16 protein-coding genes are annotated in these 21154 nt (G+C 37.3%); 4 read left to right on the top strand and 12 right to left on the bottom strand.

The window, feature by feature from the left end; all coding sequences use genetic code 11:
* Window positions 1–4 precede the first annotated feature (4 nt).
* Window positions 5–3466: a hybrid sensor histidine kinase/response regulator gene (locus tag IE155_RS13475; RefSeq protein ID WP_373295374.1), complete on the bottom strand. Its 3462-nt coding sequence runs from the start codon at window positions 3464–3466 to the stop codon at window positions 5–7.
* Between the two features lie 234 nt (window positions 3467–3700).
* On the opposite strand from IE155_RS13475, the gene IE155_RS13470 reads away from it, so the two are divergent.
* Both IE155_RS13470 and IE155_RS13465 read left to right on the top strand, forming a co-directional pair.
* Window positions 3701–4894, top strand: a complete 1194-nt coding sequence (locus IE155_RS13470; RefSeq protein ID WP_189378769.1) for an MFS transporter — start codon at window positions 3701–3703, stop codon at window positions 4892–4894.
* The gene (locus IE155_RS13465; RefSeq protein WP_189378768.1) at window positions 4882–5820 is read left to right on the top strand and encodes an alpha/beta hydrolase; all 939 of its coding nucleotides are present in this window, start codon (window positions 4882–4884) and stop codon (window positions 5818–5820) included. The genes IE155_RS13470 and IE155_RS13465 overlap by 13 nt, the downstream gene beginning before the upstream one ends.
* Window positions 5821–5979: 159 nt before the next feature.
* Here IE155_RS13465 and IE155_RS13460 read toward each other — a convergent pair whose 3' ends face one another.
* The 10 genes from IE155_RS13460 to IE155_RS13415 all read right to left on the bottom strand — a co-directional run bounded on the left by IE155_RS13460 (window position 5980) and on the right by IE155_RS13415 (window position 18024).
* Window positions 5980–6345, bottom strand: a complete 366-nt coding sequence (locus tag IE155_RS13460) for a carboxymuconolactone decarboxylase family protein (RefSeq protein WP_189378767.1) — start codon at window positions 6343–6345, stop codon at window positions 5980–5982.
* Between the two features lie 9 nt (window positions 6346–6354).
* Window positions 6355–7137 carry a 3-hydroxybutyrate dehydrogenase gene (locus IE155_RS13455; RefSeq protein WP_189378766.1) on the bottom strand — a complete coding sequence of 261 codons (783 nt, stop codon included), beginning with the start codon at window positions 7135–7137 and terminating at the stop codon, window positions 6355–6357.
* A gap of 105 nt (window positions 7138–7242) precedes the next feature.
* A complete protein-coding gene (locus IE155_RS13450; protein WP_189378765.1) occupies window positions 7243–7908 on the bottom strand; it encodes a response regulator transcription factor in 666 nt (221 codons plus the stop codon).
* 111 nt (window positions 7909–8019) lie between these two features.
* Window positions 8020–10296, bottom strand: coding sequence for a TonB-dependent receptor (locus tag IE155_RS13445; RefSeq protein WP_189378764.1), 2277 nt, complete (start codon window positions 10294–10296; stop codon window positions 8020–8022).
* Window positions 10297–10479: 183 nt separating this feature from the next.
* Window positions 10480–11412, bottom strand: coding sequence for an extracellular catalytic domain type 1 short-chain-length polyhydroxyalkanoate depolymerase (locus tag IE155_RS13440; RefSeq protein ID WP_189378763.1), 933 nt, complete (start codon window positions 11410–11412; stop codon window positions 10480–10482).
* A 193-nt stretch (window positions 11413–11605) separates the two neighbouring features.
* Window positions 11606–11902 carry a hypothetical protein gene (locus IE155_RS13435; RefSeq protein ID WP_189378762.1) on the bottom strand — a complete coding sequence of 99 codons (297 nt, stop codon included), beginning with the start codon at window positions 11900–11902 and terminating at the stop codon, window positions 11606–11608.
* 36 nt (window positions 11903–11938) lie between these two features.
* Window positions 11939–12244 carry a hypothetical protein gene (locus IE155_RS13430; protein WP_189378761.1) on the bottom strand — a complete coding sequence of 102 codons (306 nt, stop codon included), beginning with the start codon at window positions 12242–12244 and terminating at the stop codon, window positions 11939–11941.
* 980 nt (window positions 12245–13224) lie between these two features.
* Window positions 13225–14277, bottom strand: coding sequence for a phytase (locus tag IE155_RS13425; RefSeq protein WP_189378760.1), 1053 nt, complete (start codon window positions 14275–14277; stop codon window positions 13225–13227).
* 2 nt (window positions 14278–14279) lie between these two features.
* Window positions 14280–15254, bottom strand: a complete 975-nt coding sequence (locus IE155_RS13420) for a purple acid phosphatase family protein (protein ID WP_189378759.1) — start codon at window positions 15252–15254, stop codon at window positions 14280–14282.
* A 76-nt stretch (window positions 15255–15330) separates the two neighbouring features.
* Window positions 15331–18024 carry a TonB-dependent receptor gene (locus IE155_RS13415; RefSeq protein WP_189378758.1) on the bottom strand — a complete coding sequence of 898 codons (2694 nt, stop codon included), beginning with the start codon at window positions 18022–18024 and terminating at the stop codon, window positions 15331–15333.
* A gap of 300 nt (window positions 18025–18324) precedes the next feature.
* Between IE155_RS13415 and IE155_RS13410 the strand changes: the two genes are divergently transcribed.
* Both IE155_RS13410 and IE155_RS13405 read left to right on the top strand, forming a co-directional pair.
* Window positions 18325–19224, top strand: coding sequence for a GGDEF domain-containing protein (locus tag IE155_RS13410; RefSeq protein WP_189378757.1), 900 nt, complete (start codon window positions 18325–18327; stop codon window positions 19222–19224).
* A 9-nt stretch (window positions 19225–19233) separates the two neighbouring features.
* Complete coding sequence (locus tag IE155_RS13405; protein ID WP_189378756.1) at window positions 19234–20232, top strand: AraC family transcriptional regulator; 999 nt, start codon at window positions 19234–19236, stop codon at window positions 20230–20232.
* Window positions 20233–20270: 38 nt separating this feature from the next.
* On the opposite strand, the gene IE155_RS13400 is transcribed toward IE155_RS13405, so the two are convergent.
* Window positions 20271–20960, bottom strand: a complete 690-nt coding sequence (locus tag IE155_RS13400) for a 3-keto-disaccharide hydrolase (RefSeq protein WP_189378755.1) — start codon at window positions 20958–20960, stop codon at window positions 20271–20273.
* Window positions 20961–21154: the final 194 nt, after the last annotated feature.

The following is a 21154-nucleotide window of genomic DNA, read 5'->3' as shown; positions in this document are numbered from 1 at the left end:
ATAGCTAAGATGTGATCAGCTGTCGTATTAAACGCTTTAATGCCAAAGCTTTAATTGGCTTTCTTAAAAAGAGAAAGTTGGCTTCACTGGTATGTTGGCGTACTTGCTCTGATGGATCTGCTGAACAGATCACGCAAGGAATATCCCAGTGTTGGTTATTTAATAATTCTAGTACGAGATCTACGCCATTTTTATTATTGTCTAGGTGATAATCAGCAATAATTAAGCGAGGTTTTGTTTTCATCGTGGTTAATACGTGCTTCATTAAGGCAACTTCATCTTTTGCCATAAAGACTTGGCAACCCCATTCGGTAAGTTGTGAGGACAAAGCCGTTAACATTAATGCATCGTTATCAATGACGATAACTGACATATTAGAAAATTTATCTACTTGTTTGTCTAAGGTGAGCTCAAGGTTATTAACTTCCACCGCAGCTTTACGTTGAATGCGGGGCACCTCAATCATAAATCCTGTGCCCTTACCTACAGTAGATTTCAATGAAATGGATAACCCTAATAATGAAGACATTCGTTCAGCTATGGCTAGTCCTAGCCCTAATCCAGGCACTTCACGTGTTTGTTCTAGGCGTTCAAATTCTTGAAAAATAGTTTGTTGTTTATCAACAGGGATACCTGGGCCGTTATCCCAAACTTCAATACGAATATGGGTATTTGTGTGACGAACACCTAATAGTATTTTGCTGCGAATATTGGCTTTATTGCCGGTTTTGTCTTTACAGTAATGTACCGCATTAGATAAAAAATTTTGAATAATGCGACGCAACATTCTTTTGTCAGTATTAACCCAGCACGTTGTTTTTTGGTAATGAAAACTAATGTTTTCTTGTTCGGCTAATAAGATAAATTCATTTTTCAGCGGGCTGAGTAATTCGTCTAAAGCAAAATGGCTTTTTTCAATTTTCTCTGAGCTGTTATCAAGACGAGATATTTCAACTAAGTCAGATAATAACGCTTCAACGACATTAAGAGAGTCGTCTATGTGATTCGCTAGTAAGGCTAATTCATCGTCTTTTACTTTCTTTTTTAACATAGAAGTAAATAAAGATAACGCATTAAATGGTTGCATTAAATCATGACTGGCGGCCGCTAAAAATCGGGTTTTACTACTGTTAGCCGCTTCAGCTTCAGCTATGGCCTGTCTTAATGCCTGTGTTCTTTCTTCAACACGTTTTTCAAGATCTTCATTGGCTCTTTTTAAGGCTTTTTCAGCTTCAATATGCGCGGTTATATCGGTAAAGGTACTAACAAAGCCTCCACCAGGCATTGATTGTCCACGTATTTCTATAACAATGCCATTAGGCATAGTGCGTTGAAAGTAATGACTATTGCCCGAGCGCATATGTTCAATTCTACGCTCTATTAGCCCTTCGCTTTCTGCCCCGGTAATAATACCTTTGGCTATGTTAAATCGCAGCAAGTCTTCAATTGACTTGCCTGCTGTAACTAACCCTTCGGGGTAATCTAATAGTTCAATATAGCGTTGATTCCATGCAACTAAGCGCATATCTGCATCAACAATACTAATACCTTGCTCAATGTTTTCTACGCCAGACTGCAAAAGTTCACGGTTAAAACGAAACATTTGGCTAGCTTCATCAACAATACTGACGACATCTTCAAGCGGCATTTTTTGTGAGGTAGAAGCGGCTTTCATTACCATGCGGGTGGAAGCTGAACCTAAAACTCCTGAAAGCTGTAATCTAGTATATTCAATTAATGCTTCATTTTTTAGTTGGTTATTGCGCGTGTTTTGTTTAGCAAAGTTCAGTAATTCTTCAGCAGCCTCTTTATCAATAAAGCGGTGTAATAAGCTATAAAGGTCATCAATAGAGAGATGGCGTTCAAATTGATTTTGAGTTTTATTAACAAAGAGTTCTGCTTGTAATTTTTCGCCAACACTACGATGGGTTAAAAGTGATACCAGTACATAACAGGCAAGATTGGTTATCAAGCTAAGAAATACACCGTGACTGGTAGCATCTAAAAAAGTAATGCCAAATAACGCGGTAGGCTTTAACCAATAGATATTCCATAGGCCATATTCAACCCAGGTACTTTCAGGTATTAAAGCGGGTAATAACAAAGTGTAAAACCAAACGAAGCTGCCAGCAATTAACCCTATTAATGCCCCTTTAGTATTAGCTTTACGCCAATAAAGTGCGCCAACGGTTGCAGGAGCAAATTGCGATAATAAAACAAAAGACAGTAAGCCAATAGAAGCAAGGTGACTTTGTTGATTAATGAAACGTTCAAATAGAAAACCAAACAGTAAAATAATGGCGATGGAAAAACGTCTTAAATTAAGTAATAAGCCTGACAGCTGTGATGTTTTTTTAGTATTAAATAAGCGGAACTTTAAAACCAGTGGGTTTAATACTTCAGTAGAAAACATGGTGCTTAATACGATGGCACATACAATAACCATACTGGTTGCCGCGGCCAAACCACCAATGTACACCACTACACCTAACCATGCTTGCTGATAAAATAATGGCAAGGTTAATACGTAGGTGTCTGCGTCAACACTGCCACCTGGAAAGGTTAATTGCCCTGCTATAGCAATAGGTAAAATAAAGAGATTAATTAATATTAAATACAGAGGAAATAACCAGCGCGCTGTTTTCAACTCTTGTTCATTATGATTTTCAATCATCATCATATGAAACTGTTGTGGCAGAATAAAAATCGTAATAGCACCCAAAATAGCCTGTGCGGTAATCAGGTAAGTTGATTGACCAACTGTTTGCGGATTAATTGTCTCTCGTTGATTGAGTAAATCGCCAAAACCGTCAAACACAAAAAATGTGGCAAAAATACCTACGGCAGTTAAAGCGAATAGCTTCACTATCGAACTAAAGACAATAGCTAATACTAAGCCTTGGTTTTGTTTGTTTGCCGCGACTTGCCGAGTACCAAAAAAAACGCTAAACACAATTAGCACAATAGTGACAATAAATGCAGTACTAATACCTGATTGATAAGTACCTGTTAACAAATCAAAACTTCCGCTAATCGCGCGTAACTGCAAGGCGATATAAGGCACTGTACCTAATAAAGCAATGATAGAAACCGTGGCTGCAATTTTAGGTGACCGGTCATAACGAAAGGCGATAAAGTCGGCGATAGAGGTTAGGTTTTGTTGTTTAATAATAAGCAAGGTTTTGTAAAGCATTGGCCAAGCAAACACTAAACAAAAAATGGTGCCAATATAAATAGGCGCTAACCAAGCGCCAGTAGTCGCAGCTTGGCCAACCGTTCCATAAAATGCCCAAGAGGTACAACTAACCCCTAAAGATAAACTATAAATCCACGGTTTTCTTGACCAGTTTTCAGGTGATTGCTTTTGCCCCCAATGAGCTACAATGAAAAGCAATACGAGATAGGCAATAGAGAGTAAGGTTATAAACCATGTATCTAAAGAAAGCCAAACTAACAATTGATCCACCCTTACTTATTTATGTTGTATATGCTGTGGAGGCTATTAATAATTTTTACTAAATCGCTTTAAAAGCTATTAGGTTTTATGCATTTAAAAAACGAATTAAGCATAACATGGTTTAGTGAGTATTATAGTGTACTAATGTACAGAGCTAATATAGTGAACTAAGGTAGTAGTTATTTAAATGGTGTCATACGGTAATCTGAGTTCAAATATCTTTTTAGATTAGAAATTTCCTATATGAAAATTAGTCACAAATACTTGGTTGAGGCCATCGTTTTTATTAGCTATGTACTGTTTGCTATGGCTTGGGTTGGTGGTGCTGCAAGCATGCAGCAAATAATGTCTTCAATGCATGTTGATAGTTTAGCATCGGCAAGTTTTATTAGTGGCATGGTGACTTTAGCTAAAATAGTAGGTACGTTTGGTGCGGCATGGATTGCGATAAAGTTTGGTATTAAATACGCTTTTTTTATCTCAAGTATCCTTATTGTTATTGGCATATTAACCCCGTACGCACCTAATTATGAACTGTTACTGATAAGTCGATTTTTAATGGGCTTAGGTGGCGCTTTTATGGTGGTGTATTTTAATCCTATTGTTATGCACTGGTTTCCTGTAAAAGAACGTGCTGTCATCAATGGTTTAAATGCGGTGGCATTTAATGTGGGTACTGGCATTATTTTATGGCAAATGGATGCTATTAATCAGATCTCTGGTGGTTGGAAAATGAGCTTGGTTGTTTTCTCGCTAGCCAGTTTGTTTTTTGCCTTAGCTTGGTTATTGGTAAAGTTTGAGCCTCAGGCAACAGATACTCAGCAAACCGCGGAAGAAGAAAAAAATAATAACTATAGTTATTTAGATGGCCTTAAAGATAAGTTTAATTGGATTTATGGGTTAACATATTCAGGCTTATTAGCGTTTTATATTTGTTTATTTACTTTTTACCCTAAGGCCGGCATTACGCAAAGTACGTGGGTAATAGGCTTTGGGATTGTAGGCACCCTTGCCGGTATGATTTACAGTAAAAAGGTCCCCTTACGACTACCAGTAATTCGCTGGTCAGGTGCAATGATAGTTCTTACCATTATTGGTGTTTCATTTAGCACGAACAGTACCTTACAAACCGTGTCGGCTATTTTATTGGGCTTCTTTGTTTTCTTCCCTATAACTGCGTTAGTTTCTATTCCTCATGAATTACCTAAAATGACAGGTCAACGCATTACGGTAGTATTTAGCCTTTTTTATTCGATTAGTTACTTAGTCTCCACGGTTGTTTTATGGGTTTTTGGTAAATTAGTGGATATTAACCAAGGTGATTATACGGTGTCATTTATTTTAATCTCTATTGTCAGTGTAACCTTTTTTATCGGTAGTTTCTTTTTGCCTGAAACAGGGAAAAAAGAAAATAAGGAAGAACTATGCGCGGAATAATTACGCCAAAGCTTGACGTTTTTTTAATGCAAGTTAATACCGCTATTGCTGATGCAAAGCAACAAGGTATTCCATTCAGTGCCGAAGCTGTACGTACTGGGTTAAATAATTTGTCAGCACTTCTTGATAATAAACCTGATATTGAGCTTGTTCGTAATGATGAACTTGTACTTACTGATCGTAAAATACCCGTGCGTATTTATCACCCGGCGCCTACTGAAAAACTGCCAGTATTATTGCATTTTCATGGCGGTGGTCATATGTGCGGTAGCGTTGAATTGTATGACCCTATTAGTCGACAATTAGCTCAACACACAAACTGTATTGTAATTTGTGTTGATTATCGTTTAGCACCTGAGCACCCTTATCCTGCTGGAATTGATGATTGTCAGTATCTACTTACTCACTATAAAACGTTACTTAATGGTTTGAATTATAATGATAAACTTTACATTGCAGGCGATAGTGCTGGTGGTGCAATTTGTACCACATTGGTAATGAATAACGTGGAAAATAAAGCCGTAAAAATTGATAAGCAAGTGCTGATTTATCCAAGTGTAGACTACACCATGACTTCTGCTTCAATTGATGAAAATGGTCAAGGCTACTTACTCGAAAAAGACAAAGTTACCTGGTATTTTCAGCAATATTTTCAAGTTGAAAATTTACATGATGATCTTGTTAAAAAAGCTTCGCCGTTGTTTGGTGAGTTTTCCAATAAAATGCCCGAAACATTTATTATTACAGGTGGTTGTGATCCGTTAAGAGATGAAGGCTTAGCCTATCTAAATAAATTAAAAGCTGCTGGCGTAACAGTAGAAGAGCACCACTTTCCAGATTTGCCCCATGCGTATATGTTGCTACAAAGTTTAGTTGAAGAAGAGTGTGAACGTAGTTATCAACTTATTGGGCAGTTTCTACGCTAGAGCTAAATAATAATCATTGTTGAATTTTTAAAAGCAGCCTTTATCGGCTGTTTTTTTACGCAAGAGATACTGTAGATAATTTAAGAAAGGAAATAAGTAGCGCCTTAATAGTACTACTTTAAATAGGTGGAACAGTGATAAGGTTGTGGCTGTTTATCGTTATTTTTCAATACTATCAAAAAATGCCTTTGCGGTTCTAAAGGCTTCTTGTGCGGCAGGCGCGCCGCAATAAACAGCGCTGTGTAATAATACTTCTTGTATTTCGGATTGAGTGGCACCGTTATTTATCGCGCCTCTAAGATGACCTGTTAGCTCTGTTGAGGCTTTAAGGGCGGTTAGCATGGCAATGGTAACTAAGCTTCTGGTTTTTAAATCAATACCTTCACGTTGCCATGTTGCGCCCCACCCATGCTGATTAATATAATGTTGCATGGGTTGGGTAAATTCATCACTGTTTGCTAATGCCTTATTAACAAACTCATCGCCCATTACTTGGCGGCGTATTATTTCACCTTTATTGTCCATTATGTTGGCCTATTGAGCTGTCCACGCACCATCCATTGGTAGTGCAGAGCCAGTAATACTACGAGCACTGTCACTACATAAAAATAAAATAAATTCGCCAATTTGACGCGGGTCCATCATTTCAGGCAAAGGTTGCTTTGCGGTAACTAAATTATATTTAGCCGTATTAAAATCAACATTCTCCTTCTCTGCAATAGCTTTTATTTGGTCGTTAATAAGTGGTGTGTCTACCCAGCCTGGGCAAATAGCGTTGGCGGTAATGCCCTGCTCAGCTGACTCTAAAGCGATAACTTTAGTTAAACCAACAATGCCATGTTTTGCCGCACAATAAGCTGACTTATTTACAGAGCCGACTAAGCCATGCACAGAGGCTATGTTAATTATGCGGCCCCAATTGTTTTTTTGCATGCCAGGTAATGATTTTTGAATTGTATGAAAGGCTGCCGATAAATTAATGGCGATAATGTCATTCCACTTGTTTAGCGGAAAATTAACTGCATTTTCGGTATGTTGAATACCGGCATTGTTGATTAAAATATCAATGGTGCCAATTTCTTGCATTGCCGCATCCATAAAAGATGAAATACTTTCAGGATCTCTTAGGTCGGCGTTATCAAATACGGTTTTTATATTATATTGTTGTGCAAACTCTTGCGCCAAGGCTTGCCCTTCTTGATCAGACATAAGTCCATGTAGAATTAAATTAATGCCTTGTTCTGCTAACACATGAGCCGCAGCTAAACCAATGCCGCTGGTTGACCCTGTAATTAATGCCACTTTACCTTTTAGCATAAGAATACTTCCACTTCGTAAATAAAAATAGTGGAGATATCTTATGTTATGTTGGCGTTAGTTTATTTAGTACCTTAGTACCATGTAAACTAATAGAGAAATGAATTAGTCAGCTACGTTTTCAGGTGGCGCTAACATAAGTTGCTGATAAGCAAGGCCAGCTAAGGTTCTATTATTCACTTCTAATTTCATTAAAATGGCAGAAACATGCTTTTTAACGGTAGTTTCTTTAATGTTTAAATCGTAAGCTATTTGCTTATTTAATTGGCCGTCTGCAATTTGAGTTAAGACAATGTATTGCTGTGGAGTTAGCTGAGCTAACTGTTTTGCCAGTTTTTGATGAGATATCATGGTTTGTTGATCGGTATTCATTTCAACATGTTCAGGTAACCAAATGCCGCCACCTAGTACACTGTCTATAGCGCTGGCAATGGTACTTAAATCAGCTGATTTAGGAATAAAAGCGGCCGCGCCGAAGTTGATCGCTTTTTGCATAGTTTCGTCACTATCGTCAGACGACACCATAATCACAATAAGATCGGGGTAATGGTTTTGTAATTGGGTTAAGCCGGTAAAACCATTATTGCCGGGCATATGTAAATCAAGAAAAACAATTTCTAAGCTTGGGTTTTCTTCGATGCTTGAAAGTAACTCGTTGAAGTTATCAGCTTCAAGTGTGCCAGCATCTTCAATGCATTCAACAATGGCTTGTTTTAATGCGGTACGAAACAACGGATGATCATCAGCAATAATAACTTTTGCGTTCGACATAACTACTCCTCAAACAGTGACAAACCAGTATGAAAAAAAGAGCCGACTAATGCCAGCTCTTTTTGTCAACTTAGCGAAATTGCTAATTAATTTCTTTTATACTCAATTTAATTAAAACTGATAACCCACAGTTAATGAAACTGTTCTAGGGTCACCGAAATAACCAATTAAGGTGTTATCTCCGCCTAAACCTGGTAAGTAACTACCGTCAGCTTGTGGTGCAACAAATTGATAACCGCCGATCATATACTCTTCATCTGTTAAGTTTTTAACGTGTAAGCTAGCACTCCAATTACCTTCGGTGCTGTACCATTTAACACTGACATTCGCTAAACCATAGCCGTCTTGTGTTAATAAGCTGTCTTCTTCAAATAATACATAGTCGTCACGATAGTAGTAACTAGCATTTAGAATAAAATCACCAATGTCCGACTCTATGGTATAGTTAGCCCCTAAGTTATAAGTATATTCAGGCGTATTAGAGATGGAAAATCTGTCTGATTTATCAAATTGCACGCCTGTTACTGGGTCAGTATCAAACACTTCTTTAAAGCTTGAATCAATATAACCAATGTTAGCTGATAGCATTAAGTTGTCTGTCGCTAGATAAGTGAATTCAGCTTCAACACCTTGGCCTTCAGACGAACCAATATTACCTAAACGTTGGTTAAGATCAGCTGTAGTTGCGCCGGGTAATACTGAAATATATTGGCGATCTTTATGATCTAACGAAAATAAAGTAACGTTTGCACGTAAACGATTTTCTAACCATTCACTTTTCATACCTAATTCGAAAGAATCTACATCTTCAGGGTTTGCTGCTGGCTCGGTAGTGGTTGCTCTTGGGTTAAAGGTTCCCGACTTAAAGCCTTGTGCAAAACTGGTAAAGAACATTAAATCGTCACTTGCTTGATATTCAACGCCGATACGAGGGGTAAATTTAGACCAATCATCTTCAGCATCAAGCACCGTTGGTACTAACTGACCGTCAGGTCTTACATAACCAGAAACCCAACCTGATTCAGGATATACAACATCAAAAACAAGACCGTTATATACATTGGCTTGTTTTTTATCTTTTGTATAACGAGCACCTGCGGTAACAGACCACTTATCCGATAGGTCATAGCTTAATTGTGCATAAGCAGCGGTACTTTGTGAGTCACTACAACCTCCTGTTTCCCTAGTTAACCCAGGAGCGCCGAATGCGGTATTTCCTAACACAGTTAAAATTGCTTGGAATTGTCCACAAGACTCACCATCGTAATAGTAAAGACCCGAAACAAACTTATAGTTGTCACCATAGTTGTTTAGCTGTAATTCATGCGTGCTTTGTTCATCATCATAAATAGCCGGTACGTCAAAAATCTGTAATGCAGTGTTGTCAAAATCAATGTTTGTGGGCGAGTAGCTTTCGCGCGCTGAATACACATATTTTAATGTGGTATTGTCTGACACACTCCAGTTTGCGGTAAAACTAATACCTTCAAGTTCTACTTCGTTCCATGTAGGTAAGCTGGTATACGAGTCAAATACGCTATCAGGCACTGGCGCATCAGTTAATATACTAGGCAGTAATCTGTAACCACCTTTTGAATTAGACTTATCTTTTGTTTTATCCCAATTTAGGCTGAAAAATAAATCGTCAGTCGCATGATACTCTAGCGTTATACGGCTTGCGGTTAAGTCTTTATTGTAGTTTTCTTTATCTTCTCCAGGTATTGCCGAAATTAAGAATTCGCCAAACCCATCACGCTCTAGGCTTGCCACACCAAAGCCAACAAAAAGTTTATCTTCGATAAGTGGGAACTGACCTGTTAGTTTTAAGTCTTTTTGACCGTAGCTACCCACAGTACCTTGTATTTTAAATTCACCGTCGCCAGACATGGCTTTTGTTACATACTTAATTGCGCCACCAATGGTGTTTTTACCATAAAGCGTACCTTGTGGGCCACGTAGTACTTCAACACGTTCAATATCTAATAAGTCTAGCACCGCGCCTTGAGGTCTAGCCACGTAGACATCGTTAATATAAATACCGACGCCTGCTTCATAACCCCATAAAGGATCTTGCTGACCAACACCACGGATAAACGCCGTAATCGTTGAGTTAGTACCACGACTGCTTTGTAATGTGGTGTTAGGAGAGAATTGCTGTACCTCTGTAATAACACTGATACCTTTTTCAGAAAGTTCGTCAGCACTAATTGAGGTAACGGCTACTGGCACTTCTTGTAAGCTTTCAACAGACTTACGAGCAGTCACTTCAATGCGCTCTAGTCCAGTATTAGCGGTTTCTGTAGTTTCTTGTGCGATAGATATATTGCTAGTTAGTGCTGTTGCTACCGCAATTGCGATACCGCTAACTTTATTGATGCGTGATTTCATAAATTTCCCCACTTTTCATTAATTATTATAGTGTTGCTTTAGTATTAATTTTTGATCTTATTGGTATGCAAGAACTCTATAGTAATTTTGTAAAAAGATAATTTGTACTATAGTAGTATACGAGTGTTATTATCTTTAAGCTTTTGATTTAAATGCTTTATTTTAAGTTTTTATTTGTGGTTATTACTGTAAATCCCAATATTTAATGATGTTTAATGCGGCACTTACTGGCCCTTTTAGCACAAACGGAGCCTCGGAACCGCCATTATCTTTTTGAGGATTTACCGGCATGCCATGTCCCATTGTTTCAATTTCAATTAACTCAACGAGCGTATTATTTTTTTCATCATTCCAACGACTGATTTGGTATAACTCTTTAGTTTCAGTGACAGGATTTTCATTGGCTTTACTTAGCATCGCCCAATGTTGAGCGAGTGCTATTGAATTATGTGCATTAACAACTTTGTCTTCTTTCCCGGTCCAAATCGTTAATGTTGGCCAATGTGAAGAGGCGCTATTAATTTGTTTAACTAATTTCGTTAATTCTTCGGGCGATTGAGAAGGGCCGCTGCGCATACAAGAAATAGCTTTAATTAAATTATCTGCACAAGGATAAGGTACACCTGCGATTATTGCGCCAGACTTGAATAGTTCAGGATAGTTAACCAGCATGGCACTTGCCATAGCGCCACCGGCAGATAAGCCAACAATATAAACATTATTGGCTTTCATCTTATTTTTTACATGCTTGACCATATTAATTAAAGACAAGCTTTCACCTTGATCTTTGGTGGTGTCTTGGGGAGAAAACCAATTAAAACAAGTTTTTATATTATTATTTTCGCTTTGTTGAGGTAGTAAAATCGTGAAGTTATGTGCTTTCGCTAGCCCTAAAAAACCACTTTGTTTGGCCAGTGTTTCACCGTTTTGTACACACCCATGTAACAGCACCACCACATTGTCACTTGTCTTGCTATTGGCATAATAACTAGCTGTTAGTTCACCAGGGTTTTCACCAAAGTCGTTCAAATTTGTAAAATCAGCAAAAGCGTACTGAGAGTGTAAATACAAAGTAGAAAACAACGTTAGGAGTAGTGTTGTTGAAAGTAGGCGCATAGAACTTCCTAAAGGTTAAGTTAGTGTTATTAGCATGACGTAATCTAGCTGATAGCAGTATGGTACTTTAGTGCTAACGGTAACTATTAGAAAGTTAAAAGGAAAATTAGTGCATAAAATTGGTAAAGAGTCGGCTTAATTAAATGTGAAGTGCCAATGGTTAAAAATTAACTATTGACGCGATAGTCTCATGTTATGTGGAAATTAGCTTAATAAGAGCAACACTATAAAGGAATGTGATTAACAGCCCAGCTATTAAAGTAACTTTATCTTTCGAAGTTTGTTTTGGTTTCTGTGTAAATACAAAAATAGCCCTATACAGTGAACTAGGAACTATAAGTAACATACCAAGTAACGCTGGAAACACACCCAAAATAAAACCAAAAGCGAATCCTGAGTTTTCTACTTGGGAAGACAAAGCTACGAATCCAAACCAGGCGATAGATATTAAAAAGAAAACGGCTCCGAGAGAAATCGAAAAAAGTGCCATTATTAAAAACTCCCAGCTGTTATTTTGATGTTCTTGTTAGTTTGACTTATTAAAAAATTTATTTGATATTTTTGCTACCAACACTTTAGAAACATATATTGCTGAATATAAAGTTGTAAAAAACACAATAAAATATATCCAAGAATATCCACTTAAGTCACCATAGATATTTTGAATGTTAGTGGCACTTAAAAATAGGCCTTTCACTACAACGGGTAAAAGAGATAATGTAAAAACACCACTAAAGAATGCCGTTTTTTCATCTTCATTAGAATAGTTTCGATAATAATAAATTGAGCTTACATTTATTATTATAACTAGAAAAATTATAAAGTTTAACATGTTAAAATCCTTTTTATTCTTATTAGCTTAAATCTACATTTGTACATCTAGCGCCTTATTAAGTGGCTAAAATGTGCCCTGCTTAATTGGCTTGTATGTTTTTAAGTGTCACTATTTACCTTATTAATACGCTTGTATTCTCCACGTTTTGCCAGATAGTATGGAAAAGAAACAATCCATAAGTCAAGGCAAACAACAAACCAACCTAAAGGACCTAAATCGCGCACCCCCTTTATCTGCCCTTTTTTACGCCTATAGTTTTAGCATCAATCAAAACCCAGATGCTAGTCATAATAACCACTATCAATAAAATACTCATAATTTTACACTCCCCTTTATCCGACTTGGAAACCCTTATAGGTTAATTCATACGCCTCAACTCCATAGAGAACGAAATAATAAATCCATATAAAACCCCTGAAATTAGTGAACCGAAAAAACCTAGATCAGCTACTAAGGGGTTTATAATAAAAATTGATAATGCTATCGTCGGAATGAATAGAATCGCTGCCATTTTATAATTTAGAGACAATTCAGCATTTTTGATCAATGTGGACACTTCTTCTGCGTACCGAAGCGATTCATGGCTTTAGAAAACACGCTAATTTTTAACATACAGTGAGGACACTTCATATAACTTTCATTGTTTGTTTTTTTGTTATGTTTACATTACTCAATAAACAGAAACTCTTTTCCCGCTTTAACAATTTATTATGTAGATTTCTCAGTAATTCCATCTACTTGAATATACAATAATCTATACCAACCCTTATATTTTTCATACCGTTTATTTTTAGTTTGGTAGAGATTTTCTCTAAAAATATAGAGTGTGAAGAGAGCACTCTGGCGTAGGTAGCCCAAATAAATGTACATATTTTCAATGTATTATGAAAACCTAATAAAAAGCAGCACGCCTTTAAAGGCGTGCCGCGTTATAGGCTATTTGGTTCGTTTACTTATATGGAAATAAAGTTAAGTGATTACTTCGTCCATTTTTCAATAAGTTGACGTAAGCCCGTGCCTGATACCAGTTTAAAGTTTTGTGTTGCATCTGGTAATTGGTTATATCCATCTTGTGCCACTAATAAACCGTCAGGCCATTGTGAGCCTAAGGCGACTGATGTTACTTCGAGTCCGTCGGTTTCAGAGACTTCATCTACTTGTGTGCTTAAGTCAGTACCAATTCTAAAATGACCAATCGCTTTATAGTTATCGGTTAAATCGTATACGGCATAGCTATTACTGCCTTGACTCGAAACCACTAAATAAGGCTTTTGTTGATAATAGTAAAGCCCCATACCTTCAACATCAGCCGTTAAAAATTCACCTAAATTAGCAATTTTTTTCAGCTCACTTGCTTGTGGGTTCGCTGGTGTTGTCCAAATACCTGCGGCTTCTTCTCCCATATATAGTTGTCCTGTTAAATCATCTGCAACACAACCTTCAGGCTGGCTATTAAGTGCAAACTCTCTGACAAGTTTTCCGCTAAGGGCTTCCTTTTCAATAATGACTTGGTATTGCTGAAAGCGTCCATCTTTATCGTTGATAAATACATATTGGTTATCATTATTATCACGATACATACATAAGCCATAAACTTCTGGTAACGTTGTCATAATATCGTTTAAATGGCTGACTTTTCCTTGTTTGCTTATTGAAAATAAACTGATGCTGTTATTGCTGCGATTACTGGCAGCAGCAAGGTCAATCGTTTGTCCGTCAAGGTTAATACCGTAACGTATATCAACGTTATTAAGTCGGCCTATGGCTAATTGTTGGAGTATCTCGCCTTTTAAATTATAAACATTAAGGCCTTGTTTTTTATCGGTACCTAGCACTAAGCTTTTTTCAGGCGTTTGTTGATTAATCCAAATTGCAGGGTCGTCAGCGGCATCGCCCGAGGTGTCTACAGGTTGTGTTTCAACGTGCGGATATAAAACGTCTGTTATTGACTCTCTTGGGGCGTGTGTATTCTCACAGCCGGCTAATATTATTAGTAATGATGATACTAATAGTTTGTGTACATTGTTCATTGTTAGTTTAACTCCTGCATAATTTTGGTGTGATATAGCACTTTGCCTTCGCCACTTATCATTTGAACTAAAAGTGCGTTTGAATTTACCGATACCGCAATAAAACCTGAAATAGCGGCGGCAAATTTAGTAAATTCACGTTGTGCAACGGTTCTAATTTCAGAGCCAGCACCAGAAACGAAATGTGCTACTGTGGTGTTCTCTGGTTGATTGTGTTGTAAGTCATGTTCATGCCCTGCAAAGTAGGCCGTGACCTTATGTTTTTCGAATATGGGCTCTAATACGCCACGTATTCCATCTGTTTTTCCGTAACGTTTTCCACTTGAATAAAGTGGATGATGACCAATAACAATCTTCCATTTAGCATCTGATGCTTGTAGTTGGCTTTCTATCCAAGCCAATTGTTTATCTGCATCGGGTATTTGGGTTGCTGCATACTTAGGGCGATTTTTGTATTCAGGGTTGAGCGGATTAGTATCAATAAATAACATTTGCACCGTTTCACCGTCATCTAAAGTGAAGCTTTTTGCGTAATAAGGCGCGGGCATATTCCAACGGCGACTTATATTGCTATAGTCTATTTGAGCTTGCCAGTTTCCGCGGTAGTCATGATTACCTAAAGTGGCATACCAGTCTTCAAATAAGTGAGGACCACGGTATATATCTTCAAAAGATGTTTGCCAATAAGGATCGTTAACTGAGGCTATGCCATTGGAATAAAAATTATCGCCGGTCGTGACAATAAAGTCGCCATCGAATTTTTGCATGGCAATATCCATCCATTTTGCCACGGTTAGTTGATCATAATGTCCGTTTCTGCCCCAATCACCCAGCACCAAAAAGTTTATACTTTCTGGTAATTGAATAGCATTTTCTATTTGATTTTTTTGATAAAAACTCTCGTCATGAATTTGTTCAGCTGAACAGATAGCACTTAAGAAGAGTAAATTAATGATTAATGTCGTGTATTTAAACATGACTAACTCCGTTAAATTAGCCATAACTTATTAAGTTAACCCCAATAAGTTATGGCGTTTATAGTTGTTTACTTTTCTAAAGCTTCCAATTAAATCCTAACTCTACTGTACGGCCATATTTTTCGTACTGAGCGTTGTTATTAGGTTGGTCAAAGTAATGATAATAAGGTTCATCATTAAGATTGATGGCATTCAAGTAGACATACATATTTGGGTTTAAGAAATATTTACCCATAAAATCAACTTGTTGATGTGCATCTTCCATACGGATTAAGTCACCGTCAATTTCTTCTAAGTTTTTACTTTTATAAGAAAGTGTTAAGCGTAAGCTCAGTGCTTCGCTTTCATAACCTAGGGTAACGTTACCTATTTTGTCAGACTGATTTGGTAAGCTTGTTTTAAATTGTTCACCATCTAACATGGTGGTGGCATCTGAATCAGACAATGTTGCGTTGCTTGAGATTAAAAATCCGTTGTCAAAAGCTTTAACCCATGAAAATTCGAAACCGCTAACACTTGCTGACTCACCATTAATAGGTTGCATTACTTCTTCAAAACCATTCCAGCTTTCTGTGCCGGCTACATCAGCAATAATGACGAAGTTATCTATATCTTTGTGGAAATATCCGGCAGATAACACACCAATGTCACCTGGGTAATATTCTAAAGAAAAATCAATATTATCAGCTTCATAAGGATTAAGGTTCGGGTTACCTACTTCAGCTTGACGTTCAGTGATAAATTCGCCGTCATCTTCTTCTGTTTTCGACTCTACAATTTGGAACGCAGCGGCATCTTCAAATTTAGGACGAGAAATGGTTTGAGTGTAAGCAAAACGGCCAATAAGTTGCTCGTTGAATTGGTAACGAACATTAAGGCTAGGTAATAAGTAGTTATAATCTTTTTTACCTGTCCAGTTGGTGTTTACCACTTCTTCAATATCTGTTTGCTCGTTTTCGATAAGCTCAACGCGCATACCTGTAGTATCAAAAGAGGTGTCTTCATAACGTAAACCGGCAACAATTCTTAGTTGGTCTATTTCAATTTTAGTCATAAAGTACAAGGCTAAAATGTCTTCGTTATTAGTATAAGAGGCGCCGTTTGATTCTAACTCTGAATCTAATTCTGCTAGCTCTAAGGTATTACGATGTTGATTAAAATGACTACGCATTTCGCTACGATTTAACCCTGGACCAAAATCACCTAAACTCCAATCTGGGGTTGAGGTAGCAAACATTGTGGGGTCAATACCATCAAAGTCGCCGTCATAAATAAAAATACTGGCGTCAGATTGTTTTTCACGAGCTCGGTATTTACCACCAAACTTAAGTTCAACCGCATTGCCATTCCAATAAGTAAAGCGAGTAAAGTCGGCTTTAACACTGGTTTCTATATCTTCGGAGAAATTATCTTCAAAACTAATTTCATCTAATTCGTAGCTTGCTAAGTCCATGGCATTACTGTCTTGAACTATGCTTGGTATTTGACCTTGCATATCAGAGCTTATTGCCATTTCTTCACCTACAAAGGTGTAATAAAGGGAGTTGGGTTCATCTTCATTAGCTTTTGAATAGCCTAATTGATATTCAATTAACCAGTCTTTTAATTGATGCTCGCCGCCTGCGGTAATCGACAATATGGTTTGGCTTTCTGCTCGATCTTTACTACCGCGTTCTATTTCAGAATCGTCACCATCGAAAGTAAAGGTATTGGCTTGACGAAACTCATCATCTAAGAATTTGCTATATAGGCTACGAATGTAGTACTGATTATTGAAGTTAGGGCGTATGTCAATATTCACAGCGCCACCGATACGTTCACGATTAATGCTATAAAAGCGCTGTTCTATTTCATCATCGCCATTTGATTCTATATTGTCAGAACCAAAATCACGATCGTAATATGAAAGCGCTGCTGCTACACCAACAGTGTCTGTAATAAGTTGGCTATAGCTACCTGAAATTTTAGGACTTGTTTCATCTCGTAGTTGATTTTGACTCGCTTGTACTGTGAGGCTTGCACTGGTTTCTTTTTTATCAAATGCACTTAAACTTATCACTTCAATAGAGCCACCTATTGCATCGGCATCCATGTCTGAGGTAACTGATTTTGATACAGCTAAACCTTGGATTAATTCAGATGGCAACACGTCAAGCGCTACCGAACGTACACCGCCTTCAGGAGACGGTACGTTTAAGCCATTAATAGTAACGTTATTTAGGTTTGGATCTATACCTCTAATACCGACAAAACGCCCTTCACCTTGGTCTCGCTCTATTGAAAGGCCAGGTAAGCGTTGTAACGCTTCGGCAGCATTTTGATCAGGAAATTGGCCGATAGCGTCGGCAGATACAATTGACTTTATGCTGTCTGACGTTCGTTGTTGGTTAATGGCACTTGCTTGTCCAGAACGTTGACCATACACAACAATATTTTCCATTGAGTCTTGTTGTGTACTTAAAATAATAGCTTGTTCTAATGTTTGGCCGGGCTTTACTTCTATTGTTTTTTCAACTGTTGGTGCACCTAAGTATTGCACTATTAAGGTATAACGACCTTCAGGAACATTATTGAACCTAAATGTACCATTACGTTTTGACGTTGTAGTGATACCTAGTTCTTTAATTTGAATTTGTGCGCCTGAAAAGTAGCTATTATGGCTTTTGTTACTCAGTTGCCCCTGAACACTACCTTGTTCTTGAGCGAATAAAGGGTAACTGATAGAACCAACAAGGCATGCAAGTGCAAGTTTATTTTTAACCATTTTCATTGTCCGTTTCTCATCTTAAATAATAAAGTTGTGGCAAGACTAAGAGGAGAAAATGACTCTTTTATGACAGCGAATTTTGTAGCCACCCAAATTGAACTTAATTGCATACATATAACTAAAATTTTGTGTCGATTGAGCTAATTTGACCCCCAAGACGGTCAGTAAAAATAGCTGGTATTTTACTTTTTTAGCCGTTTAATTAGCGATAAATTCATTTTATTGTCATATCACTGAGCCAAAATGACCCTTTGACAATAAGTTGCTTGATATATCATCAACTTTTTCGAAACAGTAATTGTTATGAATTTTTCTTTGTTAGCACAACACAACCATTTGATCTCGATAGTATTTGGTGTGGTCAGTATTGCCTTTTCATTAAGTTTTGGTTTGGGAGACTTAAAAGCGTGGGCCGACATTTCTTGGCTGGATGTGGTTGGCGAAGGTGGTATTGCGGTTTTAACCTTAGTTTGGGTATTTTTCTTACTAGTGAGCCGTCCGCCAGGTCGTGTTACTCGTTTACTTACGCTTGGCTTAAGTTGTTATATGTTTTCTGCCTTGTTAGATATGTTCGATGAATTTGTTCACTATGCCGACGCGAGTGCTTGGTTAAGTATGATTGAGTCTATACCCGCATTAATGGGTATGGTGGTAATGACTTGGGGCTTATACCTATGGCATCAGGAACAGTTGATTTTAAACACTCAACTACAACGTCGTGAAGTGAGTTTGCGTGAACATGATCAAGTTGATTTTATTACTAAACTTTATCGTGCTGATTATATGCGTGGACAAATAGCCAACTTACTTAAATCGCCAGAAACTGCGAATTTTTCTATTGTGATGTTAGATATGGATGATTTTGATTTATTTAATCGTTTGTATGGCGTGAGTGAAGGCGACCGGTTACTTAGAGAAATATCTGAATTAATTCTTATGAACTTACGTCAATCTGATCTTGCATGTCGATATGCAGGAGACCGTTTTATTTTATTATTACTCGACACAGATCTTGAATTAGCGAATGAAATTGCAGAGCAAATTCGTGCGGCAGTAAAGCATTTAGCATTCAAAACAAAGAGTAAAGGGAACGCGGTTTATCATACGCTAACGTTTGCCGCAGATATTGCTCAATCTGGAGATAAAGTTGACAGTATTATTGGCCGAGTTAATCGACAGCTCGACTTGTGCAAAGAAGGTTAAATAAGGCTTATGCTTCGCCAATATCTATGTTGTGATGAAAAATTTTTTCCAGCGCATCAGCTAGCGGCAAGTCTTATTGATTTAGCTATTTCCCATGGTGTTGATCGTCATAAGCTATTGCGTAGCACAGGTATTTTTTATGAAGATATAAAGTCAGGAACTGCCACATTAACTGCTCAGCAATTATTAAAGTTAGTTAATCAAGCACAGCAGTTAATGCCCGGTTATGACTGTGCATTTCAGTTAGGTAGACGAATTTTTCCTAGTAATTACGGAGCTATTTCGAATGCAGTTCAACATAGTAGAAATCTCGGTGAAGCATTAAAATTACTGAGCCTATTTCATCTTAAAATTTGCCCGTTTATTTATGGTCATATTTATCAGGATAATAATAAGTGTCACTTAATTCTTAATGACGCGTTAGGGTGTGGGGAACAATTTAAGTTTTTAATTGAGGCTTACAGCACCGCTTTAGTGTCAGCGAGTAAATTAATTTTTGGTAAACGCATTCCTTTTCATTTCAACTTTCCATATCCTTGCCCAAGTTATATTCAAGAGTATGAAGAGAATTTAGGGCAACGCATTTGTTTTTCTCAACCTATATTGAGTATTAGTTTTGATAAAAAGTGGTTAAAAGAACCCTTTCCCTATCATAGTAATAGTTTGAAAACTCATGCTATTCATCAACTTAAGCTTGGGCCACAACAAGGTTTTTTAGAAGCTGTATGCTTTTGTTTAAGGCACAAGTACTCTCATACCTTACAGGAAACAGCTAAGTTATTTGCTTTGAGCCCTGCAACATTTAAACGAAAATTAAAACAACATGGTTGTAGCTTCCAAGAGCTACAAGATCAATTAAGAAAACAACAAGCGGTTTATTGGTTACAACTTCAAGGATTGAATAATGAAGAAAGCGCGATGAAAATGAAGTTTAATGATATTCCAAACTTTCGTCGAGCGGTTAAACGCTGGACTGGGCTTACGCCCAGTCAATTAAGGCTTAAGTAAATTTTATGTTTTTGTTTGCTAAGTGAAGCAACTGGGCCTTAGTTAATTTCTCTAATTTTTATATTTTTAAATGCCACAGGGTCGTCATGGTCTTGCAGGCCAATATGCCCTAATTCAGCTTTGGCAAAGCCAGACCAATTTTTAAATTTACTTGCTGAAACAAGGTCATTCCATGAATCACTATGAATATGGATGTCGGCAGTTAATACATCGTTTTGCCATACTTTTAGTGCCTTGTTTTTTAATAATATTCTGACATTGTTCCATTCCCCTGCAATTTTATGTGAAGCAGCAGGCGACCCAATTAAGTCATAAACTGAGCCAGAAAGATGGGTTTTGTATTTATTGTCACTGTGCCTTTCGTTATCTAATATTTGCACTTCTATTGCATGAGAGTAAATTTTTTCGCCTAGTTCATCGGCAAGAATAAAAATACCACTATTGCCACCGATTGATATTTGCCAATCAAGTGTGAGTTCAAAGTTTTTAAATGCTTTTTTTGTCATTAAATCGCCGCCACCTTTCGCTGAAAGATACATAGCATTGTTTTTAATCACCCATTTTTCATTGATGCTTGATGCTTTAAAATTTCGCCATTGAGACATATCTTTGCCATTAAATAGCAATTGCCACCCTTCAGATTTTTCTGCCGATGTTAATTGATTATCTTGCGCTATAGACGAAAATGCTATTGATGAAAATAGCAGGATATAAATAAACTTTGCCATGTGTAGTTCCCCGATTTTTAATATTTTATTTTTTCGCTGCAATAAAAGTAGGCAGAATACTTTAAACTATAAAAAATAAGTAAAGAAAATGTTAATATTTATTCGGTTGTAAATGCAACAAAATCAGCGTGATAGCTAAAAGGAAAAAACAGCGTTCAATTAATCATTAAACGCTGGGAGGGAATTATTTATTT

This window comes from Thalassotalea profundi (assembly GCF_014653195.1).
Classification (GTDB): Bacteria; Pseudomonadota; Gammaproteobacteria; order Enterobacterales; family Alteromonadaceae; genus Thalassotalea_B; species Thalassotalea_B profundi.
This window is presented reverse-complemented; position numbering and strand designations above follow the sequence as displayed.